At 66.2% G+C, this 21,249-nt stretch carries 22 protein-coding genes; 12 read left to right on the top strand and 10 right to left on the bottom strand.

What is annotated here, in order from left to right; all coding sequences use genetic code 11:
* Positions 1 to 162 precede the first annotated feature (162 nt).
* The 4 genes from ACFWP0_RS04495 to ugpB all read right to left on the bottom strand — a co-directional run bounded on the left by ACFWP0_RS04495 (position 163) and on the right by ugpB (position 4,670).
* Positions 163 to 1,251, bottom strand: a complete 1,089-nt coding sequence (locus ACFWP0_RS04495; protein ID WP_377839982.1) for a sn-glycerol-3-phosphate import ATP-binding protein UgpC — start codon at positions 1,249 to 1,251, stop codon at positions 163 to 165.
* 127 nt (positions 1,252 to 1,378) lie between these two features.
* Positions 1,379 to 2,230, bottom strand: coding sequence for a sn-glycerol-3-phosphate ABC transporter permease UgpE (gene ugpE / locus ACFWP0_RS04490; RefSeq protein ID WP_377839981.1), 852 nt, complete (start codon positions 2,228 to 2,230; stop codon positions 1,379 to 1,381).
* Between the two features lie 21 nt (positions 2,231 to 2,251).
* A complete protein-coding gene (gene ugpA, locus ACFWP0_RS04485; RefSeq protein WP_377839980.1) occupies positions 2,252 to 3,133 on the bottom strand; it encodes a sn-glycerol-3-phosphate ABC transporter permease UgpA in 882 nt (293 codons plus the stop codon).
* Between the two features lie 223 nt (positions 3,134 to 3,356).
* Positions 3,357 to 4,670 (bottom strand): sn-glycerol-3-phosphate ABC transporter substrate-binding protein UgpB, encoded by a 1,314-nt coding sequence (ugpB, locus tag ACFWP0_RS04480; protein ID WP_377839978.1) that lies wholly within the window; start codon positions 4,668 to 4,670, stop codon positions 3,357 to 3,359.
* Between the two features lie 194 nt (positions 4,671 to 4,864).
* Between ugpB and proC the strand changes: the two genes are divergently transcribed.
* The 7 genes from proC (at position 4,865) to ACFWP0_RS04445 (ending at position 11,561) form a co-directional block, all read left to right on the top strand.
* Positions 4,865 to 5,698, top strand: coding sequence for a pyrroline-5-carboxylate reductase (proC, locus tag ACFWP0_RS04475; RefSeq protein WP_377839977.1), 834 nt, complete (start codon positions 4,865 to 4,867; stop codon positions 5,696 to 5,698).
* On the top strand, positions 5,695 to 6,249 hold the full coding sequence (locus ACFWP0_RS04470; protein WP_377839975.1) for a queuosine precursor transporter: 555 nt from the start codon (positions 5,695 to 5,697) through the stop codon (positions 6,247 to 6,249). Before proC ends, ACFWP0_RS04470 begins: the two co-directional genes overlap by 4 nt.
* 378 nt (positions 6,250 to 6,627) lie before the next feature.
* Positions 6,628 to 7,743 carry a high-affinity branched-chain amino acid ABC transporter substrate-binding protein gene (locus ACFWP0_RS04465; protein WP_377839974.1) on the top strand — a complete coding sequence of 372 codons (1,116 nt, stop codon included), beginning with the start codon at positions 6,628 to 6,630 and terminating at the stop codon, positions 7,741 to 7,743.
* Between the two features lie 191 nt (positions 7,744 to 7,934).
* Positions 7,935 to 8,861: a high-affinity branched-chain amino acid ABC transporter permease LivH gene (livH, locus tag ACFWP0_RS04460; RefSeq protein WP_377839972.1), complete on the top strand. Its 927-nt coding sequence runs from the start codon at positions 7,935 to 7,937 to the stop codon at positions 8,859 to 8,861.
* Positions 8,861 to 10,096 carry a high-affinity branched-chain amino acid ABC transporter permease LivM gene (locus tag ACFWP0_RS04455; protein ID WP_377839970.1) on the top strand — a complete coding sequence of 412 codons (1,236 nt, stop codon included), beginning with the start codon at positions 8,861 to 8,863 and terminating at the stop codon, positions 10,094 to 10,096. The genes livH and ACFWP0_RS04455 overlap by 1 nt, the downstream gene beginning before the upstream one ends.
* Entirely contained in the window at positions 10,093 to 10,860 is a 768-nt protein-coding gene (gene livG / locus ACFWP0_RS04450; protein ID WP_377839969.1) for a high-affinity branched-chain amino acid ABC transporter ATP-binding protein LivG, read from the top strand. Before ACFWP0_RS04455 ends, livG begins: the two co-directional genes overlap by 4 nt.
* The gene (locus ACFWP0_RS04445; protein ID WP_377840468.1) at positions 10,860 to 11,561 is read left to right on the top strand and encodes an ABC transporter ATP-binding protein; all 702 of its coding nucleotides are present in this window, start codon (positions 10,860 to 10,862) and stop codon (positions 11,559 to 11,561) included. Before livG ends, ACFWP0_RS04445 begins: the two co-directional genes overlap by 1 nt.
* A 194-nt stretch (positions 11,562 to 11,755) precedes the next feature.
* On the opposite strand, the gene ACFWP0_RS04440 is transcribed toward ACFWP0_RS04445, so the two are convergent.
* The 3 genes from ACFWP0_RS04440 to ACFWP0_RS04430 are packed head-to-tail and all read right to left on the bottom strand — an operon-like array spanning position 11,756 to position 14,953.
* Entirely contained in the window at positions 11,756 to 12,499 is a 744-nt protein-coding gene (locus tag ACFWP0_RS04440; protein WP_377839968.1) for an aspartate/glutamate racemase family protein, read from the bottom strand.
* Position 12,500: 1 nt separating this feature from the next.
* The gene (locus tag ACFWP0_RS04435; protein ID WP_377839966.1) at positions 12,501 to 13,967 is read right to left on the bottom strand and encodes an amidohydrolase family protein; all 1,467 of its coding nucleotides are present in this window, start codon (positions 13,965 to 13,967) and stop codon (positions 12,501 to 12,503) included.
* A gap of 8 nt (positions 13,968 to 13,975) precedes the next feature.
* Entirely contained in the window at positions 13,976 to 14,953 is a 978-nt protein-coding gene (locus ACFWP0_RS04430; protein ID WP_377839964.1) for a Bug family tripartite tricarboxylate transporter substrate binding protein, read from the bottom strand.
* 120 nt (positions 14,954 to 15,073) lie between these two features.
* On the opposite strand from ACFWP0_RS04430, the gene ACFWP0_RS04425 reads away from it, so the two are divergent.
* On the top strand, positions 15,074 to 16,039 hold the full coding sequence (locus ACFWP0_RS04425) for a LysR family transcriptional regulator (RefSeq protein ID WP_377839963.1): 966 nt from the start codon (positions 15,074 to 15,076) through the stop codon (positions 16,037 to 16,039).
* Positions 16,040 to 16,088: 49 nt separating this feature from the next.
* Here the strand turns inward: ACFWP0_RS04425 and ACFWP0_RS04420 are convergent, their stop codons facing one another.
* Complete coding sequence (locus tag ACFWP0_RS04420) at positions 16,089 to 16,700, bottom strand: glutathione S-transferase family protein (RefSeq protein WP_377839961.1); 612 nt, start codon at positions 16,698 to 16,700, stop codon at positions 16,089 to 16,091.
* Positions 16,701 to 16,837: 137 nt separating this feature from the next.
* On the opposite strand from ACFWP0_RS04420, the gene ACFWP0_RS04415 reads away from it, so the two are divergent.
* On the top strand, positions 16,838 to 18,007 hold the full coding sequence (locus tag ACFWP0_RS04415) for a PQQ-dependent sugar dehydrogenase (RefSeq protein WP_377839960.1): 1,170 nt from the start codon (positions 16,838 to 16,840) through the stop codon (positions 18,005 to 18,007).
* A gap of 5 nt (positions 18,008 to 18,012) precedes the next feature.
* Positions 18,013 to 18,651 (top strand): glutathione S-transferase family protein, encoded by a 639-nt coding sequence (locus tag ACFWP0_RS04410; RefSeq protein ID WP_377839958.1) that lies wholly within the window; start codon positions 18,013 to 18,015, stop codon positions 18,649 to 18,651.
* 3 nt (positions 18,652 to 18,654) lie between these two features.
* Here ACFWP0_RS04410 and ACFWP0_RS04405 read toward each other — a convergent pair whose 3' ends face one another.
* Both ACFWP0_RS04405 and ACFWP0_RS04400 read right to left on the bottom strand, forming a co-directional pair.
* Positions 18,655 to 19,560 carry a DMT family transporter gene (locus ACFWP0_RS04405; protein ID WP_377839956.1) on the bottom strand — a complete coding sequence of 302 codons (906 nt, stop codon included), beginning with the start codon at positions 19,558 to 19,560 and terminating at the stop codon, positions 18,655 to 18,657.
* Between the two features lie 63 nt (positions 19,561 to 19,623).
* The gene (locus ACFWP0_RS04400; protein ID WP_377839954.1) at positions 19,624 to 20,001 is read right to left on the bottom strand and encodes a DUF423 domain-containing protein; all 378 of its coding nucleotides are present in this window, start codon (positions 19,999 to 20,001) and stop codon (positions 19,624 to 19,626) included.
* A gap of 201 nt (positions 20,002 to 20,202) precedes the next feature.
* Here ACFWP0_RS04400 and ACFWP0_RS04395 point away from each other — a divergent pair, with 201 nt between their 5' ends.
* Together ACFWP0_RS04395 and ACFWP0_RS04390 are read left to right on the top strand one after the other, a co-directional pair.
* Positions 20,203 to 20,688, top strand: a complete 486-nt coding sequence (locus tag ACFWP0_RS04395; protein WP_377839953.1) for an antitoxin Xre/MbcA/ParS toxin-binding domain-containing protein — start codon at positions 20,203 to 20,205, stop codon at positions 20,686 to 20,688.
* The gene (locus ACFWP0_RS04390; protein WP_377839952.1) at positions 20,685 to 21,197 is read left to right on the top strand and encodes an RES family NAD+ phosphorylase; all 513 of its coding nucleotides are present in this window, start codon (positions 20,685 to 20,687) and stop codon (positions 21,195 to 21,197) included. Before ACFWP0_RS04395 ends, ACFWP0_RS04390 begins: the two co-directional genes overlap by 4 nt.
* Positions 21,198 to 21,249 lie beyond the last annotated feature (52 nt).

Raw genomic sequence — 21,249 nt, 5'->3', positions numbered from 1 at the left:
GAGCCGGCGTTCCAGGGGTGTCAGACACCTCCAGTATCCGGTGTCTGACACCCGCATGAGGGGTGCTACAGATTGAGCCGGCGTTCCGGGGGTGTCAGACACCTCCGGGGGTGTCAGACACCTGCACCCACCTGCACCGAGGACGCCGCCGGCCTCCGCCGCTTACAGGCCGTGCACGCGGCGGCCGGTGTCGGCCTCGAACCAGTGCAGCGCATGGCGGCCGTCCGGGCCGACGTTGACGCGGTCGCCGACCTTGGCCGACGACTCGGACAACTGGCGCGTCGTGCAGCGCACGACCAGCGTGCTCTTGCCGCAGCGGCAATGGACCAGTTGCTCGGAACCCAGCGTTTCCACCATTTCAACTTCGGCCGGCACGCCTTGCGTGTTCAGCAGCATGTGCTCCGGGCGCATGCCCATGATGACCTTGCGGCCGCGCACCTGCGAAGGCACCTGCAGCGGCGAGATCTCGAGCGCGTTGCGGTCGGTGGTCTGGACCGTGCCGTCGCCGGCTACGTCCACTTCGATCAGGTTCATCGGCGGCGAGCCGATGAAGCCGGCGACAAACGTCGAAGCGGGCTTTTCGAACACTTCCATCGGAGTGCCGATCTGCTCGGCCACGCCCTGGTACATGACGATCATGCGGTTGGCCAGCGTCATGGCCTCGACCTGATCGTGCGTCACGTACAGGCTGGTGGTGCCCAGCCGGCGGTGCAGCTTCATGATTTCCAGGCGCATCGCCACGCGCAGCTTGGCGTCCAGGTTCGACAGGGGTTCGTCGAACAGGAACACCTTGGGCTCGCGCACGATGGCGCGGCCCATGGCGACGCGCTGGCGCTGGCCGCCGGACAGGGCGCGCGGGCGGCGGTCGAGCAGATGGCCCAGTTCCAGGATCTGCGCGGCGATGTCCACGCGCTTCTTGATCTCGTCCTTGGTGAACTTGCGGATCTTCAAGCCGTAGGCCATGTTCTCGAACACGGTCATGTGCGGGTAGAGCGCGTAGTTCTGGAACACCATCGCGATGTCGCGCTCGGCGGGTTCCAGGCCATTGACGACCTTGTCGTCGATGACGATTTCGCCGCTGGTGACGGTTTCCAGGCCGGCGACCATGCGCATCAGCGTGGATTTGCCGCAGCCCGAGGGGCCGACGATGACGATGAATTCGCCGTCCTTGACATCCATGTCGATGCCATGGATGACCGGCACGTCGCCGGTATAGGTTTTCTTGACTTTACGGAAGCTGAGGGTAGCCATGAGTTATTCGTATTCGGAGTCGTGTTCGGGTGGGCGAGGGCGGGCAAGCGTCACTTTTCATCGCCGAGCCGTCTCAAGATGAAAACGCCCCCCAGGGGGGCAGCAAGTCGAAGGCGCGGCGTGGGGGTCATTTTTCAGTGTCGACCAGACCCTTGACGAACCATTTCTGCATCAGGATGACAACCAGCGCCGGCGGGATCATCGCGAGCATGGCGGTGGCCATGGTGATATTCCATTCGGTCACGCTGTCGCCGCCGCTGATCATCCGCTTGATGCCGATGACGACGGGGTACATGTCTTCCTGCGTGGTGACCAGCAGCGGCCACAGGTATTGGTTCCAGCCGTAGATGAACTGGATCACGAACAGGGCGGCGATGCTGGTCTTGGACAGGGGCAGCAGCACGTCGCGGAAGAAGCGCAGCGGGCCCGCGCCGTCGATGCGCGCGGCTTCGATCAGCTCGTCCGGCACCGTCAGGAAGAACTGGCGGAACAGGAAGGTGGCCGTGGCCGAGGCGATCAGCGGCAAGGTCAGGCCGGCGTAGCTGTTGAGCAGCCCCAGGTCGGCAACCACCTTGTAGGTGGGCGCGATGCGGACTTCGACGGGCAGCATGAGCGTGACGAAGATCATCCAGAAAAAGAACATGCGGCCGGGGAAGCGGAAGTACACGACCGCGAAAGCCGACAGCAGCGAGATCGCGATCTTGCCGATGGAGATAGCCAGCGCCATGATCAGGCTGACGTACATCATGCGGCCCACGGGCGCGCCCGAGGAACCGCCCGACGAGCCGCCGAACAGGGCTTGCATGTAGTTGTCCACGAAGTGCGGACCGGGAATCAGCGACATCGGCGCCTGCGCGACTTCCTGCGCGGTCTGGGTGGACGCGACGAAAGTGACGTAAAGCGGAAATGCCACCATCGCCACGCCGCAGAGCAGAATGACGTGGGCCAGAATGTCCAGCCAGGGACGGCGTTCAACCATTGTTATCAGCCTCGAACAAAATCAATACTGCACTTTGCGGTCGACGTAGCGAAATTGCACGACCGTCAAGGCAACCACAATGAACATCAGCACGACGGACTGGGCGGCGGACGAGCCGAGGTCCAGGCCGCGGAAGCCGTCGCTGTACACCTTGTAGACCAGGATCGAGGTCGCGGTGCCGGGACCGCCCTGCGTCGTCGTGTCGATCACGGCGAAGGTGTCGAAGAAGGCATAGATGATGTTGACCACCAGCAGGAAGAAGGTGGTGGGCGACAGCAGCGGGAACACGATGGTCCAGAAGCGGCGCGCCGGGCTTGCGCCGTCGATCGCGGCGGCTTCGATCAGCGAGCGCGGAATCGATTGCAGGCCGGCCAGGAAGAACAGGAAGTTGTACGACACCTGCTTCCAGACGGCGGCGACGATCACCAGGACCATGGCCTGGTTGCCGTCCAGGCGCGGGTTCCAGTCCACGCCCGATTTGCGCAGGGCCACGGCCAGGATGCCGACGGAAGGCGAGAACAGGAACAGCCACAGCACGCCGACGACGGCGGGCGCCACGGCGTAGGGCCAGATGAGCAGCGTCTTGTAGAGACCCGAGCCGCGGATGACGCGGTCGGCCATGACGGCCAGCACCAGCGACACGCCAAGCCCGATGCCGGCCACCAGGATCGAGAAGACGGCGGTGACGCGGAAGGAATCCAGATAGGCCTGTTGCGAGAACAGGTCCATGAAGTTGTCCAGGCCGACGAACTGGGAGGACAGGCCGAAGGGATCTTCCAGGCGCATGGACTGCCACATGGCTTGTCCGGCGGGCAGGAAGAAGAACACCACGGTAATGATCAGCTGCGGCAGAAGCAGCAGATAGGGCAAGGTCTTGTGCCCGAATACAACGCGTTTTTCCATAGGGGGAACCCAAGGTACAGAAAAGCGGCGGTTGAAATAACCGCCGCCTGAAACCGCCTTCGCCGGCATTGCGCGAGGCGCCCGGCGCCCAAAGGCGCCGGCACTCATAAAAATACGATAGGCTTAAAGCCCTAAAAAAACCAGGGTTTTAAGCCTCATAAGTCCCTGCCGCGACACGGAAAATGCCGGTCGGCAGGGGGCGGTCAAGTCGCGCGAAAGGGCGCTACTTTACACTTTTCTCAAACTTTTCCAGCAGTTCGTTGCCGCGCTTGACGATGTTCTCGGCGCCGTCCTTGGCCGCAACCTTGCCGGACACGATGCGTTCGATTTCAGCGTCCTCGATCTCGCGGATCTGCGGCAGGAAGCCCAGGCGCAGGCCGCGCGATTGCGCGGTGGTCTCGACGTTCAGCTGCTTGACGCCGACTTCGGTGCCCGGGTTCTTGTCGTAGAAGCCGTCTTTCTTGGTGAGCTCGTACGCAGCCTTGGTGACCGGCACGTAGCCGGTCTGCTGGTGCCAGCGGGCGGCGATTTCCGGGCTGGCCAGGAACTTGAAGAACTCGGTCACGCCCTTGTAGGTTTCCGGCTTCTTGTTGGCGAAGACCCACAGCGAAGCGCCGCCGATGATGGTGTTCTGCGGCGCGCCCTGCACGTCGGCGTAGTAGGGCAAGGTCGAGGTGCCGAATTCGAACTTGGCGTTCTTGGCGATGTTGGCGCGCAGGCCGGACGAGCCGGTGATCATGGCGCACTTGCCGCTGATGAAGAGCGAGTTCGGCTCGTCGCCGCGCCCGCCGTACATGAAGATGCCTTCCTTGCCCAGCTTGGCCAGGTTTTCCAGGTGGCGCACGTGCAGCGGGGTGTTGATCGCGATGCGGGCGTCCACGCCGCCGAAGCCGTTGTCCTTGGTGGCGTACGGCACGTTGTGCCAGGCCGAGAAGGTCTCGAGCTGGGTCCACGACGGCCACGAGGTGGTGTAGCCGCATTCCTGGCCCGCGGCTTTCAGCTTCTGGCCGGCGGCGGCCAGCTCTTCCCAGGTCTTGGGAGGATTGTCGGCGTCCAGGCCGGCCTTCTTGAAGGCGTCCTTGTTGTAGTAGAACACCACGGTCGAGCTGTTGAAGGGCATCGACACCAGCTTGCCGTCGGCCGACGAGTAGTAGCCGGCCACGGCGCCGATGAATTCCTTCGGATCGATCGGGTTGCCGACTTCTTCAGACATCTCCTGCACCGGCTTGATGGCGCCCTTGGCGTACATCATGGTGGCGGTGCCGACTTCGAAGACCTGGAGGATGTCCGGCGCATTGCCGGCGCGGAACGCGGCGATGCCGGCGTTCATCGATTCACCGTAGTTGCCTTTGTAGACAGCCTTGACCTGGTAGTCGGGGTTCTTCTTGTTGAATTCTTCGACCAGTCCGTTCACGCGGTCGCCCAGCGCGCCTTCCATCGAGTGCCAGAACTGGATTTCGGTGGCGGCATGCGCGGAAGCGCCTGCGAAAGCCGTCATGATGGCGGCAAAGGTCAAGGCAATACGATGGGATCGCATAGGGGGGTTCCTCCAGTTGGGCGTGTTGCGGCCCGGGTTGTCCGGACGCATGAAACACGACACCTTATGAATTGTTTGTGACAAAACCGTGACTTTCACATCAGTCTAAACGCCTGTCAAATTGCGCGTTTCAGGCGCGAACGAACATTTTGTTTTTTTTGCCCGACGAAGGGGACCGTTTACAATCGCGGCCTATGAAAAACGAACTTTCGATTGCGTTCATTGGCGGCGGCAACATGGCGGCCGCCCTGGCCTGCGGACTGGCCGGCAAAGTATGCGCTGCCGGGGACATCCATGTCATTGACATAAACCAGGACGCGCGCGCGTCCTGGCAGGCCCGCGGCATGACTACCGCGGCGGCCCCCGGCGAGGCCTTGGCGCGCTGCCGCGTTTGGGTGTTCGCGGTCAAGCCACAGAACATGAAAGAGGTTGTGGCTTCCACGCGTCAGTGGCTGCAAGACGACACCTTGGTGGTAAGCGTGGCCGCCGGCATACGCGCCGATACGCTGGCCCAATGGCTGGGCACGCCCGAGGCGCCTTTCAGCCGCCTGGTGCGCTGCATGCCCAACACGCCCGCCCTGGTGGGCGCGGGCATGACCGGCCTGGCCGCCCTGGACGGCGTGGACGAGGCCGACCGCGCACTGGCGGCGCGCCTGCTGTCCTGCGTGGGGGAGGTGGTCTGGGTGGCCGACGACGCCGCGCTGGATGGCGTCACGGCCTTGTCGGGCAGCGGGCCGGCCTATGTCTTCCTGTTTCTTGAAGCGCTGGTGGCCGGCGGACTGAAGGTCGGCCTGACGGCCGGCCAGGCCAGGCAACTGGCGCTGGGCACGGTGGCCGGGGCCACGAAGCTGGCCGCGGAATCGTCCGAGCCCCTGTCCGTGCTGCGCGAACGCGTCACGTCCAAGGGCGGCACCACGGCCGCGGCGCTGGCCGCCTTCGAGGCAGCGGGCTTTGCGGGCATCGTGGAAGACGCCATGGCCGCCGCCGCGCGGCGCTCGCGCGAGCTGGCCGGGGAGTTCGGGAAATGACTGCGGTGCTTGCGCGCTTTCCGTCCATGACCCGCCTGCAGTTCGGCGTCGCCGTGCTGTGCATGCTGGTCGTGGTGGTGGGCTCGAATATCCTGGTCCAGGTGCCGCTGAACGACTGGCTGACCTGGGGCGGGCTGTCTTACCCGGTGGCCTTCCTGGTCACCGACGTCCTGAACCGCCGCTTCGGCCCGGCCGCGGCTCGCCGCGTGGTCTGGTTCGGCTTTGCCGCCGCCCTGGCGGTGTCGGTGTGGGTGGCGTCGCCGCGCATCGCGCTGGCCTCGGGCCTGGCCTACATCTGCGCGCAGCTCGTGGACATCCACGTGTTCGACCGCCTGCGCGACCAGCGCTGGTGGCGCGCGCCGCTCGCGTCCGGCGTGCTGGGAGCGACGCTGGACACGGCAGTGTTCTTCAGCGTGGCGTTCGCAGCCACCGGCGCGCCATGGATGACGTGGCTGATGGGCGACCTGGCGATCAAGCTGGCGGTCAATATCTGCATGCTGGCGCCGTTCCGCGCGCTGATGTGGAACCTGGCCAAGCCGGCCAGCGCATAGCGCATCGAGCCATCCGAAAACATTATCCGTAAGGCCAGCGTAAGTACTGTATTTAAATGCGTGCTCAAACGGTGTATTAATAATTTTTCATATAAAGCGCCAAGCACAACTTCTGGTATTGCGCCAGTTGTTAATCAAGGCGTCTTTGCGATTTCTCCAGCGATTTCACGGGCTTGGCGCGCCTATCCGTCACGATTAAAGGTTCGCCGGAAAATATTGGGGATTACACGCAGTGACAGTATGGCGGCTTGCTTCCAGAATACCGCCCACACCGTGTTTTTGCCCAAGAAGCCGGCGACGGGCAATGCGGATTGCGGGGCACCCTCCCGATAAACCGTATTGAACAGAGCCGCTCAAAACCTCGCTGGAGAACTCCGCATGAAGTTTCTGAATCGCCTTACCCCGGTAGCCATGGCGCTTGGGGCACTTGCCTTGGCTGGCGCCGCGCACGCCGCCGACACGATCAAGATCGGCATTCCCCAGCCCATGACCGGTCCCAACACGCAATACGGCGACCAGATCCAGGCCGGCGCCCTGACCGCCATCGAGACGATCAACGCCAAGGGCGGCGTCAAGGGCAAGAAGCTCGAGCCCATCCTCATCGACGACGGCTGCGAGCCGAAGCAGGCCGTGCCGGCCGCCAACCGCGTGGTCAACTCCGGCGCCAAGTTCGCCGTGGCCCATGCGTGCTCGGGCGTCACCGTCGCCGCCGTGAAGGTCTACGAGGAAGAGGGCATTGTCGGGATCACCCCGGGCGCCACGTCCCCGCTGGTCACCGACACCATCAAGCCGCATTTCTTCTTCCGCACGATCGGCCGCGACGACCAGCAAGGCCCGTACGCCGCCAACTACATCGCCAAGACCCTGAAGCCCAAGAAGGTCGCCGTCCTGCACGACAAGCAGACCTACGGTTCGGGCGTGGCCACCCAGGTGAAAGATGCCCTGGCCAAGGAAAAGGTCAACGTCGCGCTGTTCGAAGGCATCAACGTCGGCGACAGCGACTACTCGGCCATCATCACCAAGCTGAAGTCCGCGGGCGTGGACCTGGTCTATTTCGGCGGCTACCACCCGGAACTGGGCCTCTTGCTGCGCCAGTCGCGTGAACAGGGCCTGAAGGTCCAGTTCATGGGTCCGGAAGGCACCGCCAACCAGGATCTGGTGGCCATCGCCGGTCCGGCCATCGACGGCCTGCTCGTCACGCTGCCGGCCGACTTCACCAAGCTGCCGGGCAACGAAGGCATCGTCAAGGCCTTCAAGGACGCCAAGCGCGATCCGGACGGCGCGTTCCAGATGCCGGCCTATGCCGCGGTGCAGATCCTGGCCGACAGCATCAACGCGGTGGGCGAAGACCCCGCCAAGGTGGCCGACTACATGCACAAGACCACGTTCAATACCGGCATCGGCAAGGTCGAATACGACGCCAAGGGCGATCTGAAGGACTTCGAATTCGCCGTCTACAAGTGGGACAAGGACGGGAAGAAGACCCAGCTGTAAACTCGCGATCCCGCCGGCATGCCGCCGGCGTGTAGGGCCTGTCGTCTTGGTTGTGTCGTAATCCGCGTAGCGATGCGCCAAAAGCGCTGTGCGGCCGGCACGCACAGACCGCAGGCCCTTATAAAATACGCCCAGGTTTCCGGCTCCGGGTCTCTCTACCGGAGCCGGAACTATTTGGAGCAAGAGAAATAATGTCCGACCTCATACCCCAACTTACCCAGCAATTCTTCAACGGATTGTCTCTGGGCGCGATCTATGCGCTGATCGCCATCGGCTACACAATGGTCTACGGCATCATCGGTATGATCAACTTCGCCCACGGCGAAATCTATATGATCGGCGCCTATGTCGGCCTGGTCACCTTGACGTCCATCGGCACCAACAGCGGCCTGCCTGTGCCGTTCATCATTGCGGCCATGCTGCTCGTGGCCATTACCGTCACCGGCATCTACGGCTTTTCCGTCGAACGCGTGGCCTACCGGCCCGTGCGGGGCAGCCCCCGCCTGGTGGCGCTGATCTCGGCCATCGGGATGTCGATCTTCCTGCAGAACTGGGTGGCCCTGGGCCAGGGCGCGCGCGACATGGCCGTGCCCTCGCTGGTGTCCGGCGCCGTGCAGTTCCACATGGGAACCGACTTCGACGTGACCATCCCGTACTCGCGCATCATGATCATCGTGGTGACGGTGGTGCTGATGGTGGCGTTGACGCTGTTCATCAAGTATTCCCGCATGGGCCGCGCATCGCGCGCCTGCTCGCAGGACATGCACATGGCCAACCTGCTGGGCATCGACACCAACCGCGTGATCTCGTTCACGTTCGTGATGGGCGCGATCCTGGCGGCGGTGGGCGGCGTGCTGATCGCCATCACCATCGGCAAACTGAACCCCTTCATCGGCTTCCTGGCCGGCATCAAGGCCTTCACGGCGGCGGTGCTGGGCGGTATCGGCAGCATCCCCGGCGCCATGCTGGGCGGCGTGCTGCTGGGCCTGGCCGAGACCTTCGCGGCCGCCTATATATCGTCACAGTACAAGGACATCGTGGCGTTTTCGCTGCTGGTCCTGATTCTGCTGTTCCGTCCCACCGGGCTGCTGGGCAAACCTGAGGTGGAAAAAGTCTGATGTCGAAAAACAATCTGAAAAACGCCACGATGGCGGCCGTGCTGACGGCGGTCATCGTTACCCCGGTCTTCGGCCTGCAACTGATCCGTCAGGGCGCGCGCACGTCGATGGAGTCGCACTGGTCGCTGGTGGCGCTTGCCGCCGCGGTGGTGTTCGTCTTCCAGATGCTGCGTCCCTGGATCGCGATCCCGTTCAGGAAACTCAAGACCAGCCTGCCGACCCTGCCTTCGGCGCCGGCCAGGCGCAACAAGCCGCTGATGCTGCTGCTCCTGGCCATCGCGGTGATCTGGCCATTCTTCGCCGGGCGCAGCTCGGTGGACATCGCCACGCTGGTGCTGATCTACGTGATGCTGGGCCTGGGCCTGAACATCGTGGTGGGCTTTGCCGGGCTGCTGGACCTGGGATTCGTGGGCTTCTACGCCGTGGGCGCCTACACCTATGCCTTGCTGTACCACTGGGGCGGCTGGAGCTTCTGGGAGGCCCTGCCGTTCTCGGGCGCGATGGCGGCGCTGTTTGGCTTCGTGCTGGGCTTTCCGGTGCTGCGGCTGCGCGGCGACTACCTCGCCATCGTGACGCTGGGCTTCGGCGAAATGATCCGCCTGCTGCTGATCAACCTGAACACCCTGACGGGCGGCCCGGACGGCATTTCCGGCATCCCCAAGCCCACGGTCTTCGGCCTGGAAATGACCCGCCGTCCCAGCACGGAAGGGGGCACGACGTTCCATGAGTTCTTCGGGCTGACGTTCCAGAACCAGGACATGGTGATCTATCTGTACATGATGGCGCTGCTGCTGGCGCTGGTCACGCTGTTCGTGTCGACGCGCCTGATCCGCATGCCGGTCGGCCGCGCCTGGGAAGCGCTGCGGGAAGACGAGATCGCGTGCCGCTCGCTGGGGCTCAACCCCACGCGCATCAAGCTGTCCGCCTTCACGCTGGGCGCCACCTTCGCCGGTTTCGGCGGCGCGTTCTTCGCGGCGCGCCAGGGCATGGTGAACCCGGAGTCCTTCACTTTCATCGAATCCGCGCTGATTCTGGCCATCGTGGTGCTGGGAGGCATGGGCTCGCAGGTGGGCGTGATTCTCGCGGCCATCCTGCTGACGGTCCTGCCCGAACTGGCGCGCGAATTCGCCGAGTACCGGATGCTGATGTTCGGTCTGGTGATGGTGTTGATGATGATGTGGCGTCCGCAGGGGTTGTTGCCCATGAAGCGTCCCCACGTGGAGCTGTCTAAATGAGCGAGGCATTGCTGAAAGTATCCGGACTCACCATGCGGTTCGGCGGCCTGCTGGCCGTCGACAGCGTGGGGTTCGAAGTCAAGTCCGACGAGGTGTTCGCCATCATCGGCCCCAACGGGGCCGGCAAGACCACCGTGTTCAACTGCGTGGGCGGCTTCTATGCGCCGACCGCGGGCGACATCATCATGGACGGCAAGTCCATTACGGGACTGCCCAGCCACAAGGTGGCGCGCCACGGCCTGGTGCGCACGTTCCAGAACGTGCGCCTGTTCAAGCAGCTGACCGTCCTGGAAAACCTGCTGGTCGCGCAGCACACCCAGGTGGAATCGCGGCTGCTGCCGGGCCTCCTGAAGCTCAAGAGCTACCGCCAGGCCGAAACCGACGCGCTGTCGCGCGCCGCGCAATGGCTGGACTTCATGGGCCTGCGCGAATTCGCCAACCGCGAAGCCGGCAACCTGGCCTACGGCCACCAGCGGCGCCTGGAGATCGCGCGCTGCATGATCACCAAGCCGCGGCTGCTGATGCTGGACGAACCGGCTGCGGGCCTGAACCCGCATGAAAAGCGGGACCTGCAATCGCTGATCGACCAGCTGCGGCGCGAGTTCGGCGTGGCGGTGCTGCTGATCGAGCACGACATGAGCCTGATCATGGGCATTTCGGACCGTATCCTCGTCATGGAGCACGGCAAGCCCATCACTACCGGCACCCCCGAGCAGGTGCGCAACGACGAGCGCGTCATCAAGGCGTACCTGGGGGAGGAATGATGCTTAAGCTGGAAAACATACACACGTACTACGGCGCGATCCAGGCGCTGAACGGCGTGTCGGTGGATGTCAACGAGGGCGAGATCGTCACGCTGATCGGCGCCAACGGCGCGGGCAAGACGACGCTGCTGATGACGGTCTGCGGCAATCCGAGAGCCCGCGAAGGCACGATCACGTTCGAGGGCGAGGACATCACGCACAAGGACACCCACCACATCATGCGCAGCGGCATCGCCATTTCGCCCGAGGGGCGCCGGGTCTTCAAGGACCTGACGGTGGCCGAGAACCTGATGATGGGCGGCTTCTTCTCCAAGCGCGAGGAGATCCAGGCGGGCATCGACCACGTCTATGGACTGTTCCCGCGCCTGAAGGAGCGCGCCAGCCAGCGCGCCGGCCTGATGTCGGGCGGCGAGCAGCAGATGCTGGCCATCGGCCGCGCGCTGATGACGCGTCCGCGCCTGCTGCTGCTGGACGAGCCCACGCTGGGCCTGGCGCCGCTGGTGATCGCCCAGATCTTCGACATCATCCGCGAGATCCGCGAGCAGGGCGTGACCGTGTTCCTGGTGGAGCAGAACGCGAACAAGGCGCTGGGCGTGGCCGACCGCGGCTACGTGCTGGAAAACGGCCGCGTGGTGCTGCAGGACACTGGCGCGAACCTGCTGGTCAACGATCAGGTCCGCAAGGCTTACCTGGGCGGCTGATATCTTCCCCGCGAAGGGAGTGGGCGCATCGCGAGATGCGCCTTTTTTTTAGCGCAGCCCCCTTGGGAGGAAGCAAGCACGCGCAGCGTGGGGGCTAACGTGGGCCGCCCCGGCGCCGGGCCGCCCCAAGGCGGGGCGGAGCCCCCTCGGGGGGCAGCAAGCACGCGCAGCGTGCGCGGCGTGGGGGCTAACATTCAAGCCGCAATGGCCTGTTTCGCCTGGTCGGCGTGGTAGTGCGCGATTGCCGCGCGGGCCAGCGCGTCGATGGAGTCCGTCAGCGTCACGCCCAGGCCGGGACGCAGGGCGTGCGGCACGGCCAGGGGCAATTCCGTGCAACCCAGCACCACGGCGTCCGCGCCGCGCGCCTTCAGGCGGGCGATGCATTCGGCGGCGGGGGCGAAGGCGTCTTCGAGGCGGTTGCCCTTGACGGCGCGGATCGAGCCCATGCAATAGCGTTCGACCTCGTCGTCGTCCGGCACGATGCATTCATAGCCCTGCGCCTCCAGGCGCCGCTGGTACAGGCCCAGCTTCAGCGTGGCGGCGGTGCCCATCAGGCCGATGCGGCCGCGGGGCAGGCCCAGGCGGCGCAGGTCTTCGATGACGGCCTGGATGATGTGCAGCACCGGCAGCCGGGTGGATGCCGCGATCTCGTCGAACCAGAGGTGGGCGGTGTTGCACGGGATGGCGATGAGCTGCGCGCCCGCCTGTTCCAGGAACCGCACGCCTTCGACCATATGGGGCAGGGGAGTCTCGCCGCCGGCCATATAGGCGCTGGAGCGGTCGGGAATGCGGGGGTCGTTGCGCAGCAGCGTGGGAATGTGCTGCTGGTCGATCGCGGCGGGCGTCAGCGCCGCCAGGCGGAGGGCAAAGGCCGCGCCGGCCATGGGCCCCATGCCGCCCAATACACCCAGGTAGCAGCCCTGGGAAAACGTCTTCACTTTATGAACTCCGAACTGATGCATCACCGGGCGTCAGAACCTGGCCCGGGCGTTCGGCGCCGGTTCGTTCCCCGTCCCAGACCTGCCTGCCATTGACCCACACGGCGTGGATGCCCTGGCTTGCCTGAACGGGAGCTGAAAAAGTGGCCACGTCTGTCACCGTGGCGGGATCGAACAGCACCAGGTCAGCATGATACCCCTCGCGCAGCAGTCCGCGCCCGGCCACGCCGTATTGGTCCGCTGCCAGCCCGGTCATCTTGTGGATGGCGGCCTCCAGCGACAAGAGGTTCTGTTCGCGCACCATCGTGCGCAGCACATTGGTGAACGTGCCCCATTGGCGGGGGTGCGGATGCGGGTCGAAAGGCAGGCCGTCGGAGCCGACCATGGTGAGCGGATGCGCGAAGATCCGGTTGACGTCCGCGGGGTCCATCAGGAAGTAGATGGCGCCGGCGGGCGCCAGGCGGGCGACCGTGGCCTCGTCGTCCAGGCCCAGTTCGGCCATGACGTCGCTGAAGTCGCGGCCCGTGGCCTCGGGGTAGCCCTTGGACCAGGTGATCATCGTGCGGCTGGCCAGGCGCGCGCGGTCCAGCCGCAGCATGGTGGAGGTGGCGGGGTAGGGATGGCAGTCCAGGCAGACGGGCTGCGCGGCGGCGGCCCGGCTGATGATATCCAGCGTTTCGCGGGTGCGGCCGTGGTTGCGTTCGCCGGCCAGCTTGTGGTGCGAGAACACCACGCGGCAATCGAGCTCGCGGCCGATCAGCAGCGCCTCTTCCATGGCCGGCACGATGTGGTCGGCTTCGTCGCGCAGGTGGGTGGCGTAGATGCCCGAACGGCCCAGCAGCGGCTGGCACACGTCGATGATTTCATCGGTGGGCGCGGCGCTGGCCGGCGGGTAGAAGGTGCCGGTGGACACGCCGAACGCGCCCGCGTCCAGCGCCTCTTGCATGAGTTCGCGCATGGCGGCGCGTTCGGGGTCGTTGGCGGCGCGCGAGGTGTCGGCCATGACCGCCACGCGCAAGGTGGTGTGGCCCACCAGGGGAATCACGTTGACCGCGGCAGGCGTGGCGCGTAGCGCGTCCATCCAGGCCTGGAAGGTGCCGAACCGGAAGAGGCCGGGAGGGCCCAGCAGGTCCAGCGGCTGCGGGATCTCCGTGCGCGACAGGGGCGCCAGGCTGATCCCGCAGTTGCCGGTGACGACCGTCGTGATGCCTTGCGACACCTTGGGCAGCATGTCGGGATGCGCCAGCAGGTAGCCGTCATCGTGGGTATGCGAGTCGATGAAGCCCGGCGCCAGGACCTGGCCCCGGCCGTCGATGACCGGCACGCCCGCGGGATGGGCAAAGCTGCCCACCGCCACGATGCGCTCGTCCAGCACGGCCAGGTCGCCCTGGCGGGCGGGCCCGCCCGAGCCGTCGATGAGCGTGGCGCCCGCCACGATGAAGTCTGCCTGCAAGGTGTCTGCCGTCATGGAGGGGCTCAGTCGAGTTTTTCGATGCCGGCGTTGTCGATGATCTGCTGCCACTTGGCGGTTTCACGATCGATCAGCTGCTTGAACTCGGCGGGCGATCCGGTGGCGGGTTCGGCGCCCAGGGTGGCCAGGCCCTTGCGGACTTCGGGGGCCTGCAGCGCCTTCTGGATGGCGGCGTTCAGCGTGGCTACGACTTCGGGCGGCGTGCCCTTGGGCGCGACGACGCCGCCCCAGGCCACGGTCTCATAGCCCTTCAGGCCCGCTTCGTCCAGGGTGGGGACCTCGGGCATCATCGGCAGGCGCTTCAGGCTGCTCACGCCAATGGCGCGGACCTTGCCGCTCTGGACCAGCGGGGCGGCTTCCGAGGTGTTCACGAACAGGTAGTCCAGGCGGCCGCCCAGCAGGTCCTGGATGGCGGCGGGGCCGCCGTTGTAGGGAATGAACATCACGTCCAGCTTGGCCATGCTCTTGAAGAGTTCGCCGCCCATGTGGCCCGTGGTGCCCACGCCGGACGCGCCATAGGACAGGCGGCCGGGCTCCTTGCGGGCGCGGTCGATCAGGTCCTGCACGCTCTTGACGGGCGAGTCCGCCGGCACGATCAGCGCGTTGTACAGGTCGAACATGTGGGCGACGGGGGTCAGGTCCTTGTCCACGTCGTAGGGCAGGCGCTTGAACAGCGAGCGGTTCACGGCCAGCGTGTTGATGTTGCCGTAGCCCACGGTGTAGCCGTCGGGCGCGGCGCGCTTGATCAGCGCGATGCCGATGTTGCCGGCGGCGCCCGGGCGGTTTTCGATGACCATCGTGGCGCCCGTATCGCGGGCGATCTGCGTCGTGATCAGGCGCGACAGCACGTCGGGCGAGCCGCCGGCGGCCGAGGGCACCACGAAGGTGACGGGCTTGTCCGGATAGCCGGCGGCCATGGCCGTGCCGGACACGGCGGCGCTGAGCGCCACCACGGAAAGGGTGCGGAAGAATTTGCTGCGCATGGTGGATTTCCCCTGGTTTTGTTGTGTAGAGGCAGGCAGGTTACACCCGGTCATGCTGCGCCGCGTCATCGAAAAATGTCTAAAACCTATAATCCGCCGTTATTGATCAAGGGGAAGAAAATGGATGCCTATGCCGACGAGGTCGGCCCCAGCGCCGGCCGTCCGCTGAACCTGCGCCAGATCGAGGTGTTCCGCGCCATCATGATGGCCGGCTCGATCAGCGGTGCGGGACGGATGCTGCATGTGTCGCAGCCGGCGGTGAGCCGGGTGCTGGCGCTGACGGAAAGCCGGCTGGGCTATCGCCTGTTCGAGCGCGTGAAGAGCCGCCTGTCGCCCACCGCCGAGGCGCGGCGCCTGTACGCGGAGGTCGAGCAGGTGTATGGCGGCATCCAGCGCGTGAACGACCTGGCGGCCAGCCTGGGGCAGTCCGGCGCGGGCATGCTCAAGATCGTGGCCAGCGCCAGTTTCGGCCAGCGCCTGATTCCCATGGCGCTGGAGCGCTTCCGGGGCCGCAACGCGGACGCGCGCGTGGACTACCGCAGCGTGACGTTCGACGAGCTGGCCGCGTACTTCCTGTCCGGGCAGGCCGATATCGGCATTTCCATGCAGCCGCCCGACCATCCCAACCTGACTTCGGTCCGGCTGGCGCGCGTGCCCGTGGTCTGCGTGCTGCCGCGAGAACATCCGCTGGCCAGCCGCGAGGTCGTGCTGCCCGAGGATTTCTCGTCGGCGGCGTGGATCGGCTACCCCCGCGACACGCCGCTGGGCCGGGCGCTCCAGCCGTTCTTTGGCGAGGGGCCGCTGTGCGCGGCGGCGGTGGAGGTGCATTCCCCCGTGACCGCCTGTTCGTTCGTGCAGCAGGGACTGGGGCCGGCGCTGGTGGATGCATGGTGCGTCACGCCCGAGCAGGCCGGGCACATGGCGCTGCGTCCGATATCGCCCGAGGCCAGCGTGGAGATCTGGGCCACGCACTCCAACCTGAGCGCGCCGCCCTTGCTGGCGCGGCGCTTCCTGGCGGCGGTCAAGAAGACGCTGGAAGGGCAGGCGCTGCCCGGCATGGCCGGGTCGCCGGATGCTGGCGGGTAGCGCGGCCCTGGCGGGATTTCCGCGCGAGGCGCGGCGATCCCGCTGATGCTTACAGCCCTTCGGCCTTCAGCGCGGCCTTCACGCCCGCGTCTTCTTCCATGCGCTTGAAGAACGCGGCCAGGTTGTCCAGGCCCGACAGGTCCACTTCCTTGGCGTGCGCCCAGCGCAGCACCACGTACAGATAGGCGTCGGCGACCGAGGGGGCCTTGCCCGCCAGGTACGGCTTGCCCGCCAGTTGGGTGTCCAGTTGCGCGAACAGCTTGGTCAGCAACCTGGAGGCGGAACCGGCCAGTTCCTTCTGCGCGCCTTCTTCCGTCACGAAGCGCTGCGCGCCGAAGATCATCGAGAAGGTCTTGTGGACGTCAGAGTTGATGAAGCCGAGCCAGCGGCGCACTTCGGCGCGCGAGCGCGCGGTGCCGTCGCCGAGCAGCTGGCTTTCCGGGGCCTGTTCGGCCAGGTATTCCAGGATGGAGGCGTTCTGGGTGATGGTCCAGTCGCCATGGGTCAGCGCAGGCACGGCGCCCAGCGGATTGACCTTCAGGTACTCGGGGCCCTTGAGCTCGTCGCGGCTGAGCTTGTGCGTTTCGTACGGCTTGCCTAGCCACTCCAGGACGATGTGGGAAGCGAGCGAGCACGCGCCGGGCATGTAGTACAGTTTCATGTGATGGAGTCTCCTCTGAGGAAGGACGGGAGACCACCCGTCCCTTGGCGCTATGGTACGCCAACCGTGGGGCGCATCCTGTCTCCCTGCCATGCCTTCCGCGCCCGCATTCCAACCTGTTGCCGCCGGAGATGTCCATGCAGTCACGCACCGCCGCGAGCATGCGCGCGATCCCCTTGCTTTTATCCTTGTCCGTCGCGGCCGCATTCTGCGCGGCGCCCGTGTCCGCGCGCGCCGCGCAGGAGCCGCCTTCGGTCGCCGCGCGGGTCACGCCGGTCGTGGGCGGGCTGGATCATCCGTGGTCGATGGCATTCCTGCCCGAGGGCGGTGTGCTGATCACCGAGCGGCCCGGCAACCTGCGCCTGCTGCGCACGCCGGGGGGCCTGTCCCAACCGCTCACAGGCGTGCCCAAGGTGGCCGCGCAAGGGCAGGGCGGCCTGCTCGACGTGGCGCTGTCGCCCGATTTCGCGACGGACCGCTATGTATACCTGTCCTATGCCGAGTCGGATGGATCAAAGAGCGGCACGGTGGTGGGCAGGGGCCGGCTGGCCGACGACGCGAGCGGCCTGCAGGACTTCCGAGTGCTGTTCCGCCAGGAGCCCAAGCTGTCGTCGGGCCTGCATTTCGGATCGCGCCTGGTGTTCGACGGCAAGGGCTATCTGTTCATTTCGCTGGGCGAGAACAACCAGCGTCCCACCGCCCAGGACCTGGGCAAGCTGCAGGGCAAGGTGGTGCGGCTCAAAGCCGACGGCACGGTGCCGCCCGACAACCCGTTCGTGGGCAGGGCGGGCGCCCGTCCGGAGATCTGGTCCTACGGCCATCGCAATCCGCAGGGCATGGCCTTGAATCCCTGGTCGGGCGAGCTCTGGGAAAACGAGCACGGCCCCCGCGGCGGCGATGAGATCAACCTGGTGCAGCCCGGCAAGAACTACGGCTGGCCGCTGGCCACCTATGGCATCAACTACTCGGGCCTGGCCATCCCCGAGGCCAAGGGCGAAACCGTGCCCGGCACGGAGCAGCCGCTCTACTGGTGGCCGAAGTCTCCGGCCATCAGCGGCATGGCCTTCTATGATGCGGACAGGTTCCCGGCCTGGCAGAAGTCGGTGTTCATCGGCGCGCTGCTCAACCAGAACCTGATCCGCCTGACACTGGACGGCAACCGCGTGGTGGCGCAGGAACAGCTGCTGGTTGACCGCAAGAGCCGGATACGCGACGTGCGGCAGGGGCCGGACGGCTATGTGTATGTGCTGACGGATGCTTCGCCGGGCGAACTGCTGCGGCTGGCCCCGGCGGAATCGGGAGGGTGACTGACATGAAATCCTATGAGTTGATCGGGTCCGCGGGCTGCGGGTCCGCCATCGTCGAGATGGCGCTGGTGCTGGCCAATGTGCCGCACACGCTGACCGACGTGCCGTATCTGAAGCCCGGTCCCGAGCGCGACCGCCTCTTGCACCTGAATCCACTGGGCCAGGTCCCCACGCTGATCACCCCCGACGGCGAGGTCATGACCGAAAGCGCGGCCATGATCCTGCATCTGAACGATGTGGCGCCGCAGGCCGGCCTGGCGCCCGCGGCCGACAAGCCGGAGCGCGCGCGCTTCCTTAACCTGCTGCTGCGCCTGGTGGCGGCGATCTACCCGACCTTCACCTACGGCGACGATCCGCCCCAATGGACGGGCGAAGGGCCCGCGGCCGAGGTGCTGCGGGAGCGCGTGCACATGCGCAGGGCGGACCTGTGGCAGGAACTGGAGCGCCAGGCGGGCGCGCCGCACATGCTGGGCCGGCGCTTTTCCGCGCTGGACCTGTATGTGACGGTCATGATCCATTGGCGCCCGGGGCCGTCCTGGTTCGACGCGGTATGCCCGGCCTTGACGGCGGTGGCGCGCGAAGCGGCGCTGGAGCCGAACGTGGCGCGCGTGCTGGCGCGGAATTTCCCGCCGCCCACCGAGTAGCGCTCAGCGCTTGGCGCGGCGGGTCTTGGCCCGCGCTTCGCGCACGGCGATGTAGACGCCGCTGCCCGCGATGAACAAGGCGCCCAGGTAGGCATAGGCGTCGGGCGCCTCGCGCCAGAAGATCCAGCCCAGGATCGTGGCCCAGATGAGGCCCGTGTAGTCGAAGGGCGCCACGACCGAGGCGGGGCCGATGCGGAACCCCTGCGTGATGAGCGCAAGCCCCAGCGTGCTGAACAGCGCGACCGCGCCGAAATGCGGCAGGTCTTCCATGGCGGGCGTCTGCCAGACCCAGGGCAATCCGACCGCGCTGCACACCAACTGGCCCAGCACGATGTAGAACGTGGTCGTCAGCATGCCTTCGGCGCGGCTGATGCCGCGCGCGGTGATCATCATGACCGCATAGAGCAGGGCGGTGGTCAGCGGCAGCAAGGTGGCGGCCTGGAAGGCTTCCGTGCCGGGCCGCACCACGATCAGCACGCCGGCAAAGCCTGCCAGCACCGCCACCCACCGCTTGCCGTCCACGCGTTCCTTCAGGATCAGCACCGACAGCGCCGTGACGAACAGCGGCGCGGCAAAGGCGATCGCCGTGGCCTCGGCCAGCGGCAGCGCGCGCAGGCCCAGGTAGAAGCAACAGGCCGACACGACGTTGATGGCGCCGCGCGTCAGGTGCAGGCCGAGGTGGGTGGTGCGCAGCACCCGGCGTCCGCCCAGCGACAGCGCCAGCGCGGTGACGAAGGGCAGCGCGATCAGCGCGCGCAGGAACAGGATCTGCAGCGGGTTGTAGCGGTCGCCGAGCCATTTGGCGTTGGCGTCGCTCAGGGTCAGGAAGAATATGCCGCCCACCACGCAGGCGATGCCTGCGGCGGCTGAGCGGTCACGGGCGGCGGGTAATGCGGTCGAGGTGGACATCTGAAACTCTGAAACCTGCAATGGCGGCGGTTCCTGCCGCCGGGGGAAGAAAGGGTAGGCGGTTCAACCCTGGGCGCGGTAGGCGGCCAGCGCCACCATGGCCCAGGCGGCCAGGAAGGCGACGCCGCCGAACGGGGTGACGGCGCCCAGCCAGTGCGTGCCGGTGAGCGACAGCACGTACAGGCTGCCGGAAAACAGCACGATGCCCACGAACATGACCACGCCGGCCGCGGACAGCAGCGGGGAGCCGAAGCGGGCGCCCAGCAGCGCGATCGCGAATAGGCCCAGCGCGTGGACCAGGTGATACAGCACGCCGGTCTGCCAGACGGCCAGCAGCTCGGGCGTCAGCATGCGCTTGAGTCCATGCGCGCCGAAGGCGCCGGCGCCGACCGCCGCCATGAGATTCAACGCCGCGAGTATCGTGAGCTGCCGGTCCGTCATTGCCAGTCCTTGTAAGTGTGCCGATGGATTGTGTTACCGCCGCCTATGATATGCCCAAATCCGGTGCATGCCGGGCCCCGGCGGCGCGCTGTCCGGCAGGCGGTCCGCCTTGCAGGCATGCTTCCAAATGGGATATCATAAATTCAATTTGGAAATATCTGCCGCGTCCGGCGGTTGCGGAGGCGGCTCCTGGAGACCGCCATGACGATCGAGCTTGCCGACAAATCCGCGCCCAAGCGCGGCGCGACAGCCAAGCGGCCGCCGCGCCACGCCGCGGTCCGGGCCAAGCAATTGTTCCTGGGGCTGGTGGACAGCCCCCTCACCGATATCGCGCGCGACGTGCGCCGCGGCCTGCCCGCCAAAATGGTGGACGACGCCGCCGACTTCCTGCAGGTGCCCAAGTCGGAAATCATGGCCATCACCGAGGTCAAGGCCGCGTCCTTGTCGCGCTGGACCCGCGAGGGCCAGATGCTGCCGCTGGGCGAATCCGACCGCCTGGCCCGCGTGGCGCGGGTGGCGCGGGTGGCCCGCCAGGTCCTGGGCAGCGACGAAGAAGCGGTGCTGTGGCTGAACACGCCGGTGCCCGCGCTGGGCAACGTCAAGCCGCTGTCGCTGCTGACCTCCGACGCCAGCAGCCGCATCGTGGAAGACACCCTGGCGCGGGCGGCCGCCGGCGTCTACGCATGACGGACTTTGTCTCGTTGTGGCGCATCGGCACGACGGCGGGCAAGTACCGGGCGGACGATCTGAGCGGCGCGGGCGCCGCGGCCGTGGGCGGGCGCTACAACAGCCCCGGCACGCCCGTGGTCTACGCCTCGTCCAGCGTGGCGCTGGCGGTGCTGGAAACCGTGGTGCATTTTGCCGCCCGCGCCTCCGAACAGGCCAACCGCTACCTGATCGAGCTGGCCATGCCGAGCGCGGTGTATGAGGCCAGGCAGGTGCTGACCCTGACCCAGCTGCAGGAAGACTATCCCTTCTGGGAGGCGGTGCCGTTCGCCGAGGCCTCGCAGGCCGTGGGCGACAACTGGGTTGAGTCCGGGGTGTCGGCGCTGCTGGAGCTGCCCAGCGCCATCGTGCCGTACCGCGGCGTGCCCGACTGCAACTTCCTGGTCAATCCCGCGCATCCCGACGCGGAGCACATCGTCGTCGTGCGGCGCGAGCGCTTTATCTACGACCCGCGGTTGCGGCCCGCTTGAGGCTTGCATCCCGCACACATGAAAAAGGGGAGCCGAGGCTCCCCTTTTTTAT

The sequence above is a fragment of the Achromobacter sp. NPDC058515 genome (assembly GCF_042721735.1).
In the GTDB taxonomy this organism is placed as follows: Bacteria; Pseudomonadota; Gammaproteobacteria; order Burkholderiales; family Burkholderiaceae_B; genus Achromobacter.
Note: the sequence above shows the minus strand (reverse complement) of the source record. Positions and strands in the feature narration are given on the sequence as shown.